13 protein-coding genes and 1 riboswitch are annotated in these 18,408 nt (G+C 63.6%); of the genes, 6 read left to right on the top strand and 7 right to left on the bottom strand.

Going from position 1 to position 18,408, the window contains the following annotated elements; genetic code table 11:
* Window positions 1-67: 67 nt before the first annotated feature.
* From QZ964_RS14520 to QZ964_RS14505, 4 genes are all read right to left on the bottom strand, one after another.
* Window positions 68-664 (bottom strand): ABC-type transport auxiliary lipoprotein family protein, encoded by a 597-nt coding sequence (locus QZ964_RS14520; protein ID WP_292532360.1) that lies wholly within the window; start codon window positions 662-664, stop codon window positions 68-70.
* A gap of 208 nt (window positions 665-872) precedes the next feature.
* On the bottom strand, window positions 873-1,778 hold the full coding sequence (locus QZ964_RS14515; RefSeq protein WP_292532359.1) for an MlaD family protein: 906 nt from the start codon (window positions 1,776-1,778) through the stop codon (window positions 873-875).
* The gene (locus tag QZ964_RS14510; protein WP_292532358.1) at window positions 1,751-2,608 is read right to left on the bottom strand and encodes an ABC transporter ATP-binding protein; all 858 of its coding nucleotides are present in this window, start codon (window positions 2,606-2,608) and stop codon (window positions 1,751-1,753) included. The genes QZ964_RS14515 and QZ964_RS14510 overlap by 28 nt, the downstream gene beginning before the upstream one ends.
* 8 nt (window positions 2,609-2,616) lie before the next feature.
* Window positions 2,617-3,765: an ABC transporter permease gene (locus tag QZ964_RS14505; protein ID WP_292532357.1), complete on the bottom strand. Its 1,149-nt coding sequence runs from the start codon at window positions 3,763-3,765 to the stop codon at window positions 2,617-2,619.
* A 198-nt stretch (window positions 3,766-3,963) separates the two neighbouring features.
* On the opposite strand from QZ964_RS14505, the gene dgcA reads away from it, so the two are divergent.
* From dgcA to QZ964_RS14475, 6 genes are all read left to right on the top strand, one after another.
* Window positions 3,964-4,947, top strand: coding sequence for an N-acetyl-D-Glu racemase DgcA (dgcA, locus tag QZ964_RS14500; RefSeq protein ID WP_292532356.1), 984 nt, complete (start codon window positions 3,964-3,966; stop codon window positions 4,945-4,947).
* Window positions 4,948-5,002: 55 nt separating this feature from the next.
* A riboswitch (Fluoride riboswitch) is annotated at window positions 5,003-5,065 on the top strand.
* Window positions 5,066-5,109: 44 nt separating this feature from the next.
* Window positions 5,110-6,750 (top strand): efflux transporter outer membrane subunit, encoded by a 1,641-nt coding sequence (locus QZ964_RS14495; protein ID WP_292532355.1) that lies wholly within the window; start codon window positions 5,110-5,112, stop codon window positions 6,748-6,750.
* Between the two features lie 36 nt (window positions 6,751-6,786).
* The gene (locus tag QZ964_RS14490; protein ID WP_292532354.1) at window positions 6,787-7,977 is read left to right on the top strand and encodes an HlyD family efflux transporter periplasmic adaptor subunit; all 1,191 of its coding nucleotides are present in this window, start codon (window positions 6,787-6,789) and stop codon (window positions 7,975-7,977) included.
* A 122-nt stretch (window positions 7,978-8,099) separates the two neighbouring features.
* A complete protein-coding gene (locus tag QZ964_RS14485) occupies window positions 8,100-10,661 on the top strand; it encodes a plasma-membrane proton-efflux P-type ATPase (protein ID WP_292532353.1) in 2,562 nt (853 codons plus the stop codon).
* 31 nt (window positions 10,662-10,692) lie between these two features.
* Window positions 10,693-11,547, top strand: a complete 855-nt coding sequence (locus QZ964_RS14480; protein WP_292532352.1) for a polyphosphate kinase 2 family protein — start codon at window positions 10,693-10,695, stop codon at window positions 11,545-11,547.
* Entirely contained in the window at window positions 11,544-12,971 is a 1,428-nt protein-coding gene (locus QZ964_RS14475; protein WP_292532351.1) for an MFS transporter, read from the top strand. Before QZ964_RS14480 ends, QZ964_RS14475 begins: the two co-directional genes overlap by 4 nt.
* A gap of 96 nt (window positions 12,972-13,067) precedes the next feature.
* Here the strand turns inward: QZ964_RS14475 and QZ964_RS14470 are convergent, their stop codons facing one another.
* The 3 genes from QZ964_RS14470 to QZ964_RS14460 form a co-directional block, all read right to left on the bottom strand.
* On the bottom strand, window positions 13,068-16,553 hold the full coding sequence (locus QZ964_RS14470) for a TonB-dependent receptor (protein ID WP_292532350.1): 3,486 nt from the start codon (window positions 16,551-16,553) through the stop codon (window positions 13,068-13,070).
* A gap of 208 nt (window positions 16,554-16,761) precedes the next feature.
* Window positions 16,762-18,051, bottom strand: coding sequence for a hemolysin family protein (locus tag QZ964_RS14465; RefSeq protein ID WP_292532349.1), 1,290 nt, complete (start codon window positions 18,049-18,051; stop codon window positions 16,762-16,764).
* A gap of 184 nt (window positions 18,052-18,235) precedes the next feature.
* Window positions 18,236-18,408, bottom strand: a 173-nt coding sequence (locus QZ964_RS14460) for an Hsp20 family protein (RefSeq protein ID WP_292532361.1), incomplete at its 5' end; no start/stop codon positions are given.

The raw sequence follows: 18,408 nt of genomic DNA, 5'->3' as shown, positions 1-18,408 counted from the left end.
CGCCTGCCTCAATATCATGCTGTGGGAAGGGTCGAATCCCTGAACTGGGCGCTGCAGCGTCGGCGCGCTACAGCCGCGCCCGCGTCCATTGGCCGATGCGCAGCGCGACGCGCGACGCGGCGTCGCTGAGCGCCCGCGCCGCCTGCGAGCCGACATGCTCGGGGGCTGGACCCTCTTCGACAAAGATTCGCGCCGCTCTTGCCCGGCCGCCGCCGCCGTCGACGAGCTCAACGGAAACTTCAATGACGGCGACATCGCGGGCGATGTCGATCTCGAAGCGCAGCACGTCGGTCTGCAGCTTGCTTGGCGCGCCGATGTTGGAAGAAGCCGAAAGACCGCATTGCTGCAGCGCCTCGATCAGGCGGCGCTGAAAAAGACGCGGCAATGGATCGGACCATTGCACGCCGGGAAGTACGGCGACGCTGTCATCCGCCGCGCGAACGACGATTCGATCCGAGGAGGTCGGAGCGACCGCCGCAGGCTCCGGAACGAAGACTGCCGGGCCGCTGCGCAAAGCGACGCTGCGCAAAGCGGCCCTGTCGGCGGTCAGATCGAACGTCTCACGCGGTGCAGTGGCGCAGGCCGCGACGAACAGCGCGAGCAATGCAAGCGTTGTCGTCCGCGCCGCGTTGCGTTGCGTCGACGTGGACGCCTTCAGTTTCATGCCGACCCGTCGCCCCATTTAGCCCGCGCGCCGAGTCGGGCTACGTTCTTCTATCCGATCCGCGCATCGGCTCAAATCCGCGCTTGGCGGTCCTGGATCACGCAGCATTTGGACGCCGTCGCTCAAATGCGCATGACATGATCGATCTCAAAAACTTAGAGCAGGCTTAATGCGAGACGCCGGCGTCCGCTTTTTCGCGAGCCATGTGCTAGCGGCCCTGATATTCGGGCACGGACTCGGATGGTCCAAAGATGAATTGTGACGGGTTTTTTTCCACCGAACGCAGCGTGCGGTCGAATGTGTCGACCGCTTTGCGTCCGTCGGTCGCAAGCTGTTCATACTCGCGAAGCCCTGTCGCGGCGAAGCGGTTGATGCGTTCCGACGCCCCGGCGATATTGCCGGTGATCGACTTGATCTGCTTGGGATCGATCGCTGCGATCAATTTTTCGCCGGCCGCGAGCGCCTTGTCGAGCCGCGCCGCGACGGGCTTCATCGATTGCGCGACATCGGAGGCGTCGCGGATGAAGCTTGCGATCGACGCGGAGTTGTCGGCGAGAGTCTTGCTGACTTTCTCGGCGTTTTGGAGCGTCGCCGTGATCGCCGGACCATTCTCGTCGATCAGCTTGTCGAGTTTGGTGAGGAGTTCGGCGGCCTTTGTCGACAGGTTCTGAACATTGCCGAGCAAATTCTGGAATTCGGAGCGCTCGGCCTGAATTTGAGGATATTTCTGGTCGTTTTGCGCCGTCAGAGGCGGCGCGCCATGCGTGCCGCCAACGAGCAGAACGTCGGAGACGCCGGTAAAGCCCCGTGTCTCAAGCCGCGCACGGGTATCGGTCTTGACCGGTGTTCTGCTGTCGATCCTGACCAGCACGTCGACCTTGCTCGGGTCCTGTTCGGAAATTCCAAGATGCGTGACCTCGCCGACCTTCACGCCATTGAACAGCACCGAGGAGCCGCGGGTCAGCCCCGAGACCGCGCCGGTGAAGACAATCTGATAGGTTTCCTGCCGGCCAAGCTGGCTCGGTCCCGAGAACCAGTAGACGAAAAGGAAGGCGGCGAAGGCCGCCGCCAGCGTGAAAGCGCCGATCAGCGCGTAGTTGGCGCGGGTTTCCATTCCTCGTCCTTGTGCTCGATGCGCGCCGCGGTCAGCCGGCCGCCGCGCACGCCGTGAAAATAGGCTTTCAGCCAGGGGTGGTCGGACTCAAGCAAGGTTTCCAGTGGCCCTGCGGCGATCACCCGACCTTCAGCAAGCGCCGCCACCCTGTCGCAGATAGAATAGAGACTATCGAGATCATGCGTCACCATGAACACCGTCAGTCCGAGGGTCTGCTGCAGCGTGCCGATCAGCTCGTCGAATTCGGCGGCGCTGATCGGATCGAGCCCCGACGTCGGCTCGTCCAGGAACACAAGCTCGGGATCAAGCGCCAAGGCGCGCGCCAGGGCCGCGCGCTTCACCATGCCGCCCGACAATTCTGACGGAAATTTGTCGGCGGCGTCCGGACCGAGGCCAACCAGCTCGAGCTTGAGCATGGCCAGTTCGTCCATCAGATGTTGCGAAATGTCGCGTGTTTCGCGCATCGGCATCTGAATGTTCTGCTTGACAGTAAGCCCCGAGAAAAGCGCCCCGTTCTGAAACAAAACGCCCCAGCGCTGCTCGAGAATTCGGCGTTCGGTCGGCGCCAGGGCGTCCCGGTCCTGCCCGAAAATCCGTATCGCGCCGGCCCGCGTCGGCACGAGTCCAAGGATGGCGCGGGTGAGCACGGATTTGCCCTGTCCGGACCCGCCGACGACGCCAAGCACCTCGCCGCGGAAAACGTCGAGATTGAGCCCTTTGACGATGGTCCGGTCGCCGAAGCCGACGACGAGGTCGCGCACGCTGATGATGACATCGCGATTTTGCCGCTGTTGAACGGCGCCGTCGGCATTGGTCGAGGGGCTGCTCATCTGCGCGCTCAATAGTCGATCGACGCGAAAAACACGGCGAACAACCCGTCCATCACGATGACCATGAAGATGGATTTCACCACCGATGACGTGACCTGCTGGCCGAGCGATTCGGCGGAGCCTTTCGTCGCGAGCCCGTCCATCGAGGCGATGAGGCCGATGACCAGCGCCATGAAGGGCGCTTTGATGATGCCGACGAGAAACGTGTGCAGCGCGATCGCTTCCTTAAGCAAGGACGCGAACGCCACCGGGCTGATGCCGCCATACCACCAGGAAACGATCATGCCGCCAAAGAGCGCCGCGATGTCCGCGATGAAAGTCAGGATCGGCAAGGAGATGATGAGGCCGAGCACGCGCGGCGCGATCAGCACCTCGATGGGAGACAGTCCCATCACCAGCAGCGCGTCGACCTCTTCTCGCATTTTCATCGAACCGAGTTCGGCGGTGATCGCGGAGCCCGAGCGGCCGGCTATCATGATCGACGTGAGAAGAACGCCGAGTTCGCGCAAGACCAGAATGCCGATCAGGCTGACCGTGTAGCTCGACGCGCCAAACTTGAGCAGCTGGAAGATGCCCTGCTGCGCGACGATGCCGCCAACCAGCACGTTGATCAGAATGATAATCGGAACGCTACGAAATCCGATGAGCTCGATCTGCGCGACAAGCGAGGTCAGCCTGAACCGGTGCGGGCGGCTCGCCACATAGATCATCGACGAAACCAATTCGCCAAGAAAGCTGACGCCGCGATAAAATTCGTGAAGGGCGTCAACGGTCGATTGGCCGAGGTCCGAAAGCAGGACGAAGATGACATTGAAATTCGGCCGTGCCGGCGCGTCGAAGGCGCGATAATGCGCCTCTTCGAGCAGGGTGGAGTATTCCGGGCGCACATGTTCTAGCGCGACGGCGACGTCGCGGCGCGCGAGATCATGCCGCGCGCGATTGATGAGCCAGGCGCCGGCGGTGTCGAGTTGCGAAACCTGCGCTAGATCGATGACGATCAGCCGGTCGCCCCGCGCCTCCTCGACAATTCGACGCGACTCCTCCTCGAGACGATGAGAGGCGACGAGAGTCCAATCTCCTGAAAGCGATAGGCGCACGCCCTCCGGCGACGACTGGCGGGTGAATTTGGGCGGACGCCCCATCGCCGCGACGGTCATCGGGATTCGCACTGCGCTGGCGTCAATAATCGGCTCATCGATGGCGTCATCCTATCCGCCGATTATGGCGCGCCGCAGACGCCGGCAGGCGCGGCCGCTTGCAAAAACGTGATAACCGCGTGAATTGGCGTCAGCAAGCGCGTCTGCGCACAAGGCGGCGCCAACGCCCCCTGCCTAAAGCCCGCGCCGGAGAGCGATTTGACCCGGAAATTATCCATCGTCGTAGAGACTTACCCGATCGCTGGCCAGTTCGTGATTTCGCGCGGCGCGAAGACCGAAGCCGTGGTCGTGACCGCGACTTTGATCGAAGACCGTGGCCTTGGCCGGGGCGAATGCGTGCCCTATGCCCGATATGGCGAGTGCGTCGAAGGCGTCGTCGCGGCGATCGAAAGCGTGCGCGACCCTCTTGAGGCCGGCGCCGACCGCGCCGCCTTGCAGCGTCTCCTGCCCGCTGGCGCGCCGCGTAACGCGCTCGACTGCGCGCTCTGGGACCTCGAGGCCAAGCTGTCCGGGGTCCCGGCCTATGCGACGGCCGGCTTCGAAGCGCTTTCGCCGCTCGTGACGGCCTATACGATCTCGGTCGGCGCGCCCGACGAGATGCGCGCCGCGGCGGCGAAGGCCGCCAGCCGACCATTGCTGAAGATCAAGCTTGCCGGGGAAGGCGACGAAGCGCGTCTTGCGGCGGTGCGGGCAGGAGCGCCCGAGTCCGTCCTTATTGTCGACGCGAACGAATCATGGGACGAGGCGACGCTTGCCCGCCGCCTCGCCGTCTGCGCCGATTTCGGCGTTGCGCTCGTCGAGCAGCCTCTGCCGGCTGGCCGCGACGAAGCTCTTGCCCGCTTGGCGCATCCCGTGCCGATCTGCGCCGACGAAAGCGTGCATGACCGCGCGTCGCTCGCGCCGCTCATGGGCCGCTACGATGCGATCAATATCAAACTCGACAAGACCGGCGGCCTGACCGAAGCGCTGGCGCTGGCGCGCGCGGCGCAAGACATGGGCTTTTCGATCATGGCCGGCTGCATGGTGGGGACCTCTCTCGCCATGGCGCCGGCGACGCTCGTGGGTCAGAAGGCGAATTTCGTCGATCTCGACGGTCCGCTGCTTCTCGCCCGCGACCGCATTCCCGGACTGTCCTACGAGGGTTCGACTCTTGCGCCGCCGCTTTCCCAGCTCTGGGGATAGCGCGCGCGGTCGCTCTGTGGACTTATTGACCGGCAGAGCCCTGGTAAACTAAGTATTAACGGATGGGGATGGGGTTCCCCCGATAACCGCCGAAAAGGCTGATGACTCCTACGAACTCGTCGCCGCGTCCACCGACCGTTGGCGCAGTGTAGGAGCGTCCTCGTGCGCCAACCGCCGGCAGCCCGTCCTGCGCCTTCCCGCCTGCGCCCCGCCGGCCGAGAGTTGATCGTCGCCCGTATCGGCGGGAGTCAGCTCGGCGCGCGGCGCAGAGGTCTCTTTTGCGGAATCCCGTTCGCGCTCATTCTCGCCGCCTGCGCGCCGACCACGCAAGGCGAGCGCGCCCAGTTTCTCGGGGCGCCGGCCATGGAGCGCACGATCGCAAGATCCGGGCTCAGGCTCGCCGACGAAACGTCCTGGCCGCGCGAAGAATGGTGGCGCGCGTTCCGCAGTCCCGAGCTCGACGGCATCGTCGATAAGGCGTTGCGCGACAATCAGAGCTTGAGAAAGGCGGAAGATGCGCTGCGCGGCGCGGACGCCCTGGTGCAGGTCGCCGGCGCCAGGCTCCTGCCGGAAGTCCAGGCGACCTTCGGCATGCGGCAGTCGCGCAATCCGCTGCACGGCGTCGTGGCTTCCTACAATCCGGCGCAGGGCGGATTGGAGAAGACCATGGCCTTCCTCAATCCGCTGGCGCTGACGTATGAGCTGGATTTCTGGCGGAAGAACCGGGCGCTGCTCGACGCAGCGATCGGCGAGTCGGCGGCCCAGGAGGCCGAATTCGAACAGGCGCGCCTGCTTCTGTCCGCCTCGGTCGCGCGCGCCTATCTGCGCGGCTACGCCGCGGCGCGACAACTCGAAGCTGCAAGAGCCTTGACGCGCATGCGGCGCGATTTGGTTTCGCTTGCCGAGACCCGCTATCGAACCGGACTGGATTCATTGGACGGGGCGCAGACCGCCCGCGCCGAATTCGAAAATGCCGTCCGGCGCGAAGCGGCCGCGGAGGCGCTCCTAACGCTGCAGAAAAACGCGCTCGCTCGACTCATCGGCGAAGGACCCGACGCGACGCGCGACCTTTACGTGGGTCGGAAAGCGCCAGCGCCGGCCGCTCCGCCGCTGCCGCGGAGCCTGCCCATCGAATTGCTCGTCCACCGCCCTGATCTTGCCGCCGCGCTGCGCCGCGCCGAAGCGGCGGCGGCTCGCGTTCACGTCGCCAAGACGCTTTTTTTGCCCTCAATCGACCTTGCGACCACCGGCGGCTTTGAAGGCTCGGTGACATCGACGAAAATCAGCAAACTCGCAGGCTATCTCTTCACGCCTTCGGCGATCGGCTACGCGGTCTCGCCAACCTTGCGTTTGCCGGTTTTTCAGGGCGGCAGGCTCAGCGGAATTTTAGAGGCTCAGCACGCCGATTACGATCAGGCCGTCGACTCCTATAATGAGACGCTGCTGCAGGCCGCGCAGCAGGTGGCCGACGCCAGCACCAATTTCAAGCGCGCCTGCGTCGAATATGAGGCGCAGAGCCGCAACCTTCGCGCGGCGCGCGCGCAGTATGACCTTGCGCAAGCGCGTCTGCGCGACGGCATAAAGGACCGCCGCGAAATCGTCGCCGAGCGCGTCGATCTTCTCGAATCCGGCTTTGCGCAGCGCGCGCTGGAAGGCGACAGGCTCATCGCCGCCGTCGACCTGTATCAAGCGCTTGGCGGCGGCTATGCCGGTGGTCCGCCGCCCAACGCGCCGAAGCCAGCGCCCGAAACCGACCCCTTGACGCCGGCCGTCGAAGCGATCCAGTCGCTTGGCGGCGGCTGAGCGCCTCATTTTAGTAGAAGAACGCGAACCGGTACGATGCCGCTGTCCGGAAAAATCATCCGCTCCCGCAGAGATTTTCTGCTCAAGATCGTCATTGCGGCGGTCCTTGTCGGCGCGGTCATCGCAATCTTGCGATGGTATTTTTTTGCCCGCGATTGGGTGACGACGGACAACGCCTATGTCGCCGGCAACATTATTCCCGTACAGGCCGATGCGACGGGAGTCGTCGCGGCCGTTCTGGCGGAAGAAACCCAGTTCGTGAAAAAAGACGCCGTGCTCGTTCGCCTGGACGGACAGCGGGCAAGAGCGGCGCTCGCGCAGGCCGAGGCCGAACTCGGCCGCGCCGTCCGCGCCGTCGGCGCGCTTTACGCCCTGCGCCGCCAAGTCTGCCAGAAGGTCGTCGCGCGCGCCGCGCTACGGGACCGGACGCGACACGATCTTGCAAGATACCGGCAGGCGACTGCGAGCGGCGCGTCGTCGCGACAGGTGCTGCAGAACGCCGAGGATCAGCTCGCCGCGCTGGAAGCCGATCTGCGCGAGGCGCAGGCGGAATATCAGGCGGTCGAGGCGCGGGTCGGCGGCGTGACTCGAATGAACCATCCAGATATCGAGGCCGCCAAAGCCAGATACAACGACGCTTACATCGAATTCTTGCGCCAGAACATCCGCGCGCCAGCGAGCGGCTACGTCGCCAAGCGCGGCGTCCAGGTCGGCAAGCGAGTGCGCCCCGGCGACGTCGTTCTCAATATCGTGCCGCTCGACCATCTCTGGGTTGAAGCGAATCTGTGGGAAAACAGGATGGACCGGGTTCGTCCCGGACAGCCGGCGCTCATCACGGTCGACCTCTACGGATCGAAACAGGTCTACCACGGCGAAGTGGCTGGACTCGTTCCGGGCTCCGGCGCCGTCTTCGCGACTCTTCCCCCCGATAACGCCACCGGCAACTTCATTCGAATCATTCAACGCATTCCGGTGCGAATCGCCTTGCAGGCGGACGAACTCGAGAAACAGCCCTTGCGTCCCGGCCTGTCGACGGTCGCCTCGATCGATGTATCTGGCCCACTGCAATCGCCGAATCACTCGATCGTGAAGACGACGACGAACGAATATCTGACCAATGTCTTTGACAAGGATCTCGCGGATGCGAAGACGCACGCGGAGAAGATCGTAAAGGATAACGTCGCCGGCGCGTCGGACGACGGCGCCGTCTGCGCCGCCGCCGAATAAGTAGCGCAAGTTCAGTTTTGACTTAGCGCCGCCTTTTTCAGCGGCGCTATTGGCGAGCGTCGGCTCACGCCGTAACATCCGATCTGGATATTTTAATCTATCTGAAGCAGGAGAGAGCGAGCATGCCTGACGCCAGCGCGAACTCGCCGGCAGGCCAATCTTCGCCAGGGTTTTCCCTAGACCCGACGCAGGTGAAAATCGCGCAGCGGCTTGAGGCGCTGAAGACAAGCGAGAGCGGGCTGACCTCGGCTGAAGCGGCGCGGCGCCTCACCGAATACGGCCGCAACGCGATCGAGGACAGGACGGAAAGCAAATGGCGCCGCCTGCTGAAATATTTCTGGGGACCGCTGCCGTTCCTCATCGAAGCCGCAGCGGTGATTTCAGGCGTGCGCACGGACTGGCCGGATTTTGGCGTCGTCACGGGCCTTCTCATCTATAACGCCGTCGTCGGCTTTTGGCAGGACAACAAAGCCGCGAACGCGCTTGCGGCGTTGAAGAAAAACCTTGCGCCGCGCGCGCGCGCCTTGCGCGACGGCGCCTGGACGACGATCGCCGCCGCCGAACTGACGCCGGGAGATATCGTCAGCGTCGCTGCGGGACAGATCATCCCGGCGGATCTGTTGCTCATCGAAGGCGACTATTTGAGCTGCGATCAAGCGGCGCTCACCGGCGAATCGCTGCCGGTGTCCAAAAAGATCGGCGACGACGCCTATTCCGGCGCGATCGCCAAGCAGGGCGCGATGAGCGGCGTGGTGACGGCGACGGGCGATAGCACCTTCTTCGGCCGCACCGCGAAGCTTGTCGGCGCCGCCGGCGCGGTTTCGCATTCGCAGCGCGCGGTGACCGAGGTTGGCGATTTTCTGCTGTTGCTCGCGTTTTTGCTGGCGCTGGTTCTCGTCGGCGCGCAGCTTTATCGAGAAGTCATCGCGCCCGACATCTGGCGCTGGGATCGCGTCGGCTCGATCGCCCAATATGTGCTGGTGCTGCTGATCGCATCAATTCCGGTCGCGCTGCCGGCGGTCATGTCGGTGACCATGGCGATCGGCGCCTACACGCTCTCCTTGCAGAAGGCGATTGTATCGCGCCTCAGCGCGATCGAGGAGCTTGCCGGAGTCGATGTGCTGTGCAGCGACAAGACCGGCACGCTGACGATGAACAGGCTCACGGTGCAAAACGCCATTCCCTATGGCGCATTCAAGAGCGACGACGTGCTGCTCTTCGCCGCGCTGGCGACGCAAAGAAGCAGCGAAGACGCGATCGACCTCGCGGTGATGGCGGCGCTGCCGGCGCATGACGCGCTCGACGGCTTCAAGCAGAAAGCCTTTACGCCGTTCGATCCCGTCAGCAAACGCACGATCGCCACGGTCGCCGACGGCGCCGGCGGGATCCGTCATTACGCGAAAGGCGCGCCGCAGGCGATCTCCGCCCTCGTCAGGCCCGACTCGCAGACGCTGCAACACTATCACAATGACGTGGCGGCGCTCGCCGCCAAGGGTCAGCGCGCGCTCGGCGTCGCAATGTCGGAAGACGGCGCCAAATGGGCGCTCGTCGGACTGATTTCGCTGATGGATCCGCCGCGGGCCGACGCCAAGGAGACGATCGCCAGGGCGCGCACGCTTGGCCTCAACGTCAAGATGGTGACTGGCGATGACGTCGCCATCGGCGACGAAATCGCCGCCCAGCTCGGCATGGGCTCGCATCTGCTCGTCGCAAGCGACGTCTTCAAAGGCGGCGCAAAGGCCGACGCGTTGCCGCGCAGCGTCATCGAAACGGTGGAGCGCGCCGACGGTTTCGGCAGAGTGTTCCCCGAGCACAAATATGAGATCGTCAAAGCGCTTCAGTCGGTCGGCCACATCGTCGCGATGACCGGCGACGGCGTCAATGATGCGCCGGCGCTCAAACAGGCGGATTGCGGCATCGCCGTCAGCGGCGCGACCGACGCCGCGCGCAGCGCGGCGGCGTTGATCCTCACGGCGCCGGGTCTTTCCACCATCGTCAACGCGATCCGCGTGTCGCGCCAGATTTTCCAGCGCATCGAAAGCTACATCCACTACCGCATCGCCATGACGCTCGACATCATGATCGTCGTCGTCGCTTCAATCGTTTTCCTGGAGTTTCAGCCGCTGACCGCCATCATGATCGTCGCGCTCGCGCTGCTCGACGACATTCCGATCATGACCATCGCTTACGATAACGTTCCCGTCGCCCCGCGGCCGGTGAGATGGGACATGCATCGAATCTTCATTTTTTCGTCGCTGATGGGATTGCTGGCGGTGGCCGAGACCTTTGGTCTCCTGCTGATTGGCATGCGCTGGACCCTCGACGATTCGCTGCAGACAATCATCCCGATCGACCCCGGCCAGCTTCAGACTCTGCTGTTCTTGCAGCTCGCCGTCGGCGGCCATCTGCTCCTCCTCAGCGTGCGCACAAAGAAAGCGATTTTCGCGCCGCCCTATCCGAGCGCAAGGCTGTTCTGGGCGATTGCGGCGACGCAGGTCGCGGCAGTGCTGCTCTGCCTCTACGGCGTCGGCGTCGACGCCGTTCCCGGCGCGGCGATCGTTGGCGTGTGGCTTTACTGCCTGCTCTGGGTTGTCGCGGCGGAAATTGTAAAGATCATCTACTGGCGTCTGGCCGACAAGCGCGAAAGAGACTTGAAGGCCGGCGGCGCCGCTCTCGCCGGTTGAAGGAGCGCGAGTGAAGAAGGAGGCGGCGCACATGAATTTCCTCAAAAAACTCCGAGTCGATCCGGGATCGAATGTCGATCTTGGATCGATTGATCCGGGGTTCCATGGCGATTTCGCCAATGACGCGGAAGCGGCGCAGGAGCTGCAGCGCAATCTGGCGCGCATCACCGAACTGCAACGCAAACTTTACGCCGACCGCACGCATTCCCTGCTGATCGTCTTGCAGGGCATCGATAGCGCCGGCAAGGACGGCACCTGCTGGCATGTCATCAGCGCCATGGACCCGCAGGGCGTGCAAGTGACGGGGTTCAAGCAGCCGACCCCCGAAGAACAAGAGCACGACTTCCTGTGGCGCGTTCATCCGCACGCGCCACGCCGCGGCTACGTGTCGATCTTCAATCGCTCGCATTATGAAGACGTGCTTGTCGTGCGCGTGCACAAACTCGCGCCAAAGGACGTCTGGAAGCCGCGCTACGACTTCATCAATGAATGGGAGAAGCTGCTCACTGTCGAGAACAAGACGACGATTCTGAAGTTTTTTCTCTACATCTCCAAGGAGGAGCAGCTCAAGCGCTTCAAGGAGCGGCTCGACGATCCGGCGCATCAATGGAAGATCAGCGCTTCCGATTATTCCGAACGCGAGAAATGGGACGATTACATCAAAGCCTTTGAGTCCGCCTTGTCGCGCTGCTCGACCGACCATGCGCCCTGGTTCGTCATCCCGTCGAACCACAAATGGTTTCGCAATCTGGCGGTGTCGAGCATCATCGCCGATGCGCTCGACAATCTCGATCTGAAGCTGCCGAAGCCGACTGTCGACATCGAAGAGATTCGGAAACTTTATCATCAAGCCAAAATCGAAAAGGAAGGGAGCAAGGCGCGGTGACGGCATCACCAGCGGCCGCCGCCTCGGTCTTTTCGGCGCTCGACGAAGCGCCGATGACGTGGCGCCATTACGCCTATTGGTTCGCGGCGAGCGGCGGCGCGTTTCTCGACGGTTTTTCGGTATCGGGGCTCGGCGTCGCGCTGCCGCTGCTCAAGAGCGAATTCGCGATCAGCCCGCTTTTCGTCGGCCTGATCGGGTCGGCTCTGGTGCTCGGTGCGGTCGTGGGAGCGGCGATCGGCGGTTTAAGCGCGGACAGGTTCGGCCGCAAGCGCACATTCATCGCCGACATGGCGATCATCGCCCTCGCATTCTTTATCGGCGCAGCGGCGCCGAACGTCCGCTTCATCCTGCTCTCGCAGTTTCTTCTTGGCGCCGGCGTCGGCATCGATTTCCCAACAAGCGGCTCTTATGTGTCGGAGCTGATGCCCCGCAAGGTGCGCAACAGAATGACCGTCGCAACGATCGCCTTGCAGTCGGTCGGCATGGCGGCGGCGGCGCTCGCCGGACTCGCGATCTTGAAGCTGCGGCCGTCGATGGAAGACTGGCGGCTGCTGCTTGGCGCGGGCGGCGCGATCGCGCTGCTGTTCCTGGCTGCACGCCTGTGGGCGCCGGAAAGCGTGCGCTGGCTGGCGGCGCGGGGGCGCATCGGCGAGGCGACGGCGCTGCTCAAAACCTTGTCGATCGAGTTCGGCGAGAAACCTGCAAATCTGGGCGCCGAAGCGGTCGCCATCCCGGCGCCGAGGCCGGGCGTGACGCCGCATGCGCAGGATGTCGGCTATTTGGCGCTGTTCACCCAAGCCTATCGCGCGCGCACGATGCTCGTCTCCCTGCCCTGGATGCTGATGGATGTCGCGACCTATGGCGTCGGTCTGTTCACGCCGGTCATTCTCGGCGCGATGCATTTTGGCGACGTCACGACGGGAGCGATCGCGGCTGATTTCGCCGATGCGGAAGGCAGCGCCGTCGTCGACGCGTTTCTCGTCATCGGCTTTGTGGCGAGCCTCTTCGCGGTCCCGCGCTATGGCCGGATCACCATGCAGGTCGCAGGCTTCAGCGGCATGGCGCTCGGCATGCTGCTGCTGCTCTTCGCGGCGATGACCGACAATGGCGCGAAAGCCCATCTCGCTTTCGTCATTGGCGGCTTCATGCTGTTCAATTTTACAATGAACGCCGGACCGAACGCGACGACGTTCACGCTCGCGCCGACTCTGTTTCCGACCGCGATCCGCGCTTCGGCGAGCGGTTTTGCGGCGGCCTGCGCCAAGATCGGCGCGGCGTTCGGTACCTTCGTCGTGCCGCAACTGCAGGACGCCTGGGGGCTAATCGGCGTCGTCGCGGTCATGGTCGCCGTCAGCGTCGCCGGTCTATTGGCGACGGCCGGCTTGGCGCATTCGGTGAATGAAGAAGGCGCGCTCGAGGAATAGGCGCTCGGCGCTGATCGCGTCACCGGCGAATGTTACGTCAACTGGCGGCTTCGACGCCAGCGCTGTATCGAGACAGCGGTTGCGCGGTCATTGAAGTCAGAGCGGCGGACTAAACAGGTCAGCTCCCCAATTGAAATGATAGTTGAGCCCGGCGCGGACGATGACGCCGTCGAACACGACCTTGGTTACGGGGCTGTTGGCCCAGAGCAGGCCGCCTGGCGCGATTCGGTTCGCGCTCGACTCGCCTCTGGCGCAGGCGCCGCCCGAGGTGTTTGTCGCCTGGTTCGAGCATGTGGTCACGAGCGGGGACGACATAAGATCGACGCTGCCGAGATTGTAATAGAGGCCTTCCGCCTTGGCGCTCCAATTGTCGGCGAACATCCACTCGGCGCCGCCGCCCGCCGCCCAGCCGGCCATGAAACCCGAATAGGCGCCGCCGCCAAACGCGGCGGGATTGGCGTAGTTCCACGCCGTGACGCCCAGTTCGTTTTGGCGCTGGATGCTGGATGTATTGAAGTGCGAGGCGGACGCGTAGACGTCGCCATAGGCGAGACCGCCTGTGCCATAGGCCAGAAGCGTGTCGGTGACCGCATAGCCGAGCCTGCCGCGGAAGGTGCCCATCCAACGGGTTCCAGCGGAGACAACGCCGCCGCCGATTGATTGGCGGGTCAGCACAAGGGACTCGAGTTCGTCGTCTTCCTCCTTGTCGATATATCCGGCATTTTCAACGAGGGCGCCGCTATATGAGCCCTTGCCGCGGAAGAGAGTCCCCTGAATGTCGGATTCGAGGCCGAGCACGACATTCGATTCGTCCTGATAGTTCCAGCCGATCTGGCCGCCGCCGACGAAGCCGTTGCGGCTGGCATGGGCGAGTCCGGTGTTCGCGCCCCCGGTCGCGCCCGGCAAGAACAAGCTCCACCAGCTCGCATTGTCTTCCGGCGGCTCCTCGGCGATGATTTTCTCGTTCCATAGCGCGGCGAATTGGTCGCCGAAGCCGTTGGGAGTGACGCGCGCGCCGGTCTTTGCGCCCCAGCCGTAACCCAGGTTGACGCCGGCATAGAGACCGGCCCATCTGCGAGCGGCGGGCGCATGGGCGCTTGGCCGCGCGGGTTCGTCGGGCGCCAACGCCATCCAGCCGCTCGGCTCGGCGCCGAAATTCCATTTCATGCCGGCGTAGAAGGCGGTCGGCGGTCCGACCGACACCATCTTGGGATTGTAAAAATTGGCAAAGTTGATCGAGTCGGTTTCGAAAAACGTTCCGAAGTTGCGCGACCGCGTATTCGTCACATTCTCGATCAGCGCATAGAGCTGCAGATAGGGCGTCAGGTCATAGGACGTGCGCAGATTCAGAAGGCCGTAGGGCGATAGCGTGCCGAACTGATTGGCCCAATCGCCAACGAGATAGGGACCGCTGGCATAGACGAAATCGCCGCCGACCCGCCATCTCGGCGTCACCGAATAATCGACGCCGGTCTTGAAGCGGTGGTGCGCGATCGACGGCAGCGAAGCGCCCGGCTTGACCAGAACGCCCGTCGCTCCAACCGCCATCACTGCGGGGTTGCCCGGCGCGCCGAGAATGTTCTCCGAATTGAAGTAGGCGTCGGTCAGTGTGTAATTCACATAGGCCGACATGCGCTCGCCGGCATAGCGCATGGAGAACTCCACGCCTTGACGCACGGTGTTGCCGGCGTTGGTGAAGTAGCCGCGGCCGACGATCTGGCTGGGAATGCTGAGAATGTCGTCGAAGACATTGGTGCGGAAGATTCCTGCTGACCACTGAACGGTTCCGGGGAAGCGATAGAGCATGTCGGGCAGGGCTTCGGCCGGTCTGAAGCCGCCGCGCAGGCCCATGTCGATCGTGTTCGAGGTCACCTGCTTCAGCGGCGGATCGGACACCAGGAAGGCGTCGATCACGCAGGGGCGGTTCGGGTCCGAGCAGCCGAGCTCCAGGGGCGTTGGGGCGCGGTTCGCAACTGAATAGCTGGCGAAGGCGGCGATCTGCGGGGTGATCTTGTAGGTCAGGCCGCCCATCGGATTGACGTGATTGAATACATGGGTCGCGTTCAGCGCCGTGCCCTTATTGTCGTACATCTGGACGCTGGCGCGGTTGTAGCGCAAGCCGCCGGTCACGGTGAGCTGGTCGGTCAGATCGAGCGCATCGAGCGCATAGGCGCCTAAGTAATAGTTCGACACGTTGAGGCTGACCGGCGAGATGCCGGCGGTGGGCTCGTTGGTGAAGTAGTTGAAGCCGGTGACCGTGAAATCACGGTTGATAATGCCGAGTTCCTGATTCGCCTGAAAGCCGGTGTAACCGTGCTCAAGGTTGACGCCGACGGTGAATCTGTTGGCGAAGCCGAGGATTCTATCGGTGTTGTTGAGCTGCCCGGTGAAGCCGAGCGTGTCGATCTTCGTCCAGGTGCGGTCGATCGCGCCGAGGGCTGGACCCTGGATGAGTTCGTTTCCGGTATTGAAAAAATTCGGGACGTTGGTCGGCTGGTCGTCGTCCGTCGTGCAAAATTCCTCTCCGCCCTCGCATTCGAACTCGGTGGTGTTGCCGTCGACGCGCGCCTGATTATAGCCGCGATAATGAATGTCGCCGAGCAGCTTTGTCGTCGGGCTGACGTCGACCTGTCCGTTGAGGTCGAACATCATTACCTGATTTTTGTAGGTCTGCGGCGTCGTATAGGTCGAACTCTTGTCGCCCGCGACCATCTCCACCGGCGCCGGCCCCGAGGCGCCGAAACGATTCGAGCCGAGCGTCGCATTGGCGTGAATCTCGACGCTTTCGGCGCGATAGCCGATGTCGCCATAGAAGCGCTTGATCTGCGAGCCGGAAAAATAGCGATAGCCGGAGTCGCCCGACGCCTCGCCGGCGGCGTAGAGGGCGAAATCCGCGATCTTGCGTCCATATTGGAACACGCCCTGACGGCGGTTGAACGAACCGCCGCGGATGTCGAGTTCCGACCCCTGCCAGGTGAAGCCGTTCTTCATGTCGAGAACGATGGCGCCGCCAACGGCGTTCAGACCATAGAGAGGGTTGCCCGTCTCGATCGCAACGCGATCGATGGCGACGCTCGGGATCAGGTCCCAATTGACCGTGTCGCCCCACATCTCATTGATGCGGACGCCATTTTGGAACACGGCGAGGCCCTGCGGCACGCCGGCGTAGGGCGACGCGACGAAGCCGCGATAATCCACCTCGGGGAACGAAGGATTGCCGCCGACATCGTTGATCAGCACGCCGGGCGCGGTGCGTTGCAGCGCGCCGCCGAGGTCAAACTGGCGGGTGTTGGCGATTTCCTTACTGTCGACGACGTGAACGGACGCCGGCACCGGATAGTTCACCAGCGGCGAGACATAGGGCGCCGGAGCGGGAGTGGTTTGGGCGATCCTGGGCGCGGGGGGCGCAGTGGTCGAGCGCTGAGGCGCGGGCGCAGCGGCGGCTGGCGCGGGACGGGAGGAAGAGCGGAGCGGCGTGGCGCCGACCTCGATCGGCGGGAGCGCCTGCTGGGCATACGCAGCCCCCGATGCGAGCGATGCGGCAAGCGCAATGAAGGAAACTTGCTTTTTGGAACCGGTCATTTCTGCCCCATGCGTTACGTGGGCGGTTATACCGTCAGAAATGACTTTTCGTCCCTCGTCAGCTTGGCTGTAGAGCTAAAATTTCCAAGGTGTGACCTGCTGTCTACACTTCTGAAAAATAACGATTTTGTTGGGACATGATCCTGTAATAATCGGGAAGAATTCCCGACACAAAGACCTCTCCAATTAGCGAGCGGGTTCGGCCGCGCTACTCACTCTCGACCGGGAGTTTCGAAGCGAGCAACTTGTCGACGCGGCGACCGTCGAGATCGACGACCTCGAAGCGCCATCCGAGCTTGTCGACCGTTTCGCCGAGCGTTGGGAAGCGGATCAGGCCGTCGAGCACGAGGCCGGCGACAGTGTCGAAGCTTCTGTTCTCGGGCAGCGTCACGTGCAGGAGTTCGGCCATTTCATCGACGGGCATCCAGCCCGCGAGCAGCCAGCTGCCGTCTTCGCGCTTGACCGCTTCCGGCTCATCATGGCCCTCGTCGGACCTGAAGGCGCCTGCGATCGCGTCGAGGATATCAGCCGGCGTCACCACGCCTTCGAAATGGCCGTATTCATCGTGAACCAGCGCCATCGGCGTCTCGGCTTCGCGCAGAACGTTCAGCGCGTCGAGCGCGTCGATCGAATCGGGCACGACCGGCGCCGGCCGAACATGGGCTTCGAGATCAAGCGGCTCGCCCCTCAGCGCCGGCCCCAGCAGCTCGCGAATGAGCAGGACGCCGATCATGTCGTCCATGTCGCCACGGCTGACGGGCAGGCGCGCATGCGTCGTCTCGACGAGCTTCTGGCGCAAGACATCGTCCGGCTCGCTGAGGTCAAGCCAATCCACCTCGGTGCGCGGCGTCATCAAGGCGCGCGCGGCGCGATCGCCAAGGCGCAGCACGCCCGCGATCATCTGCTGTTCGTCGGCTTCGATCGAGCCCGCCGAATGGGCCTCGGCGATAAGGGTCCTGATCTCCTCATCGGTCACTCCGGCCTGCAGCTCATTCGACTGGCCGATGAGCAGCAGCACGAGCCTCGTCGACGCATCCAGCAGCCAAACGACCGGCGCGCCGAGCGCCGAAAGCAACGCCATCGGCGCCGCCATCCGGCAGGCGATGGCTTCGGCATGGCGCAGGGCGATGCTCTTGGGCAGCAATTCGCCGATTACCACCGACAGATAGGTGATGAAGCCGACGACGCCGCCATAACCGATCCAATCCGCCGCCGATCCCGCCACGCCCTGAGCGCGCAATTCCTGGGAGAGGCGATGGCCGAGCGCCGCGCCGGAAAAAGCGCCCGCGAGAACGCCGACGAGCGTGATCCCGATCTGCACCGTGGAGAGGAATCGTCCCGGATGCTCCGCGAGCGCCAGAGCGGCGGCGGCGCCGCGGCGCCCTTCCGCGGCCATGGTCTTCAAGCGGATCTTGCGCGCCGAAACGATCGCCAGCTCCGACAACGAGAAAATACCGTTGATGACAATCAACACAAGCGCGACGGCAAGCTCAAACATGGGTCCTGATAGGGCTTTCTGCAGCGGCTCTCAAGCAAACGGCGTCGGCAAGCTGTCTGCGGTCGTGGTCGAGGACGAAGACATTTGTCTCATGGGCGTCGATCTTAGGGGAGAGGACGCCTCGAGCGTGCGGAAAAAAGATGAAAAGCCGCAGATCGGGATTTAACCGGACGGACGGCGGCCCTCAATCGCGCGCCGCGATCTCGATCTTCTTGATCACCCGCTCCGGCTCGGGGCGCGCCAGATCGATGGACAACAGGCCGTTGACGAGATCGGCGCCCAGCACCTGCATGCCTTCGGCCAGAAGAAAGGCGCGCTGGAACTGCCGGGCGGCGATGCCGCGATGGAGGAAATGGC

It is taken from the genome of Methylocystis sp., from assembly GCF_021731785.1.
Taxonomy (GTDB): domain Bacteria; phylum Pseudomonadota; class Alphaproteobacteria; order Rhizobiales; family Beijerinckiaceae; genus Methylocystis.
This window is presented reverse-complemented; position numbering and strand designations above follow the sequence as displayed.

Coding starts and splice junctions, on each gene's coding strand:
- QZ964_RS14520 (WP_292532360.1), bottom strand. CDS start 664: ATGAAACTGAAGGCGTCCACGTCGACGCAACGCAACGCGGCGCGGACG.
- QZ964_RS14515 (WP_292532359.1), bottom strand. CDS start 1,778: ATGGAAACCCGCGCCAACTACGCGCTGATCGGCGCTTTCACGCTGGCG.
- QZ964_RS14510 (WP_292532358.1), bottom strand. CDS start 2,608: ATGAGCAGCCCCTCGACCAATGCCGACGGCGCCGTTCAACAGCGGCAA.
- QZ964_RS14505 (WP_292532357.1), bottom strand. CDS start 3,765: ATGACCGTCGCGGCGATGGGGCGTCCGCCCAAATTCACCCGCCAGTCG.
- QZ964_RS14490 (WP_292532354.1), top strand. CDS start 6,787: ATGCCGCTGTCCGGAAAAATCATCCGCTCCCGCAGAGATTTTCTGCTC.
- QZ964_RS14485 (WP_292532353.1), top strand. CDS start 8,100: ATGCCTGACGCCAGCGCGAACTCGCCGGCAGGCCAATCTTCGCCAGGG.
- QZ964_RS14480 (WP_292532352.1), top strand. CDS start 10,693: ATGAATTTCCTCAAAAAACTCCGAGTCGATCCGGGATCGAATGTCGAT.
- QZ964_RS14470 (WP_292532350.1), bottom strand. CDS start 16,553: ATGACCGGTTCCAAAAAGCAAGTTTCCTTCATTGCGCTTGCCGCATCG.
- QZ964_RS14465 (WP_292532349.1), bottom strand. CDS start 18,051: ATGTTTGAGCTTGCCGTCGCGCTTGTGTTGATTGTCATCAACGGTATT.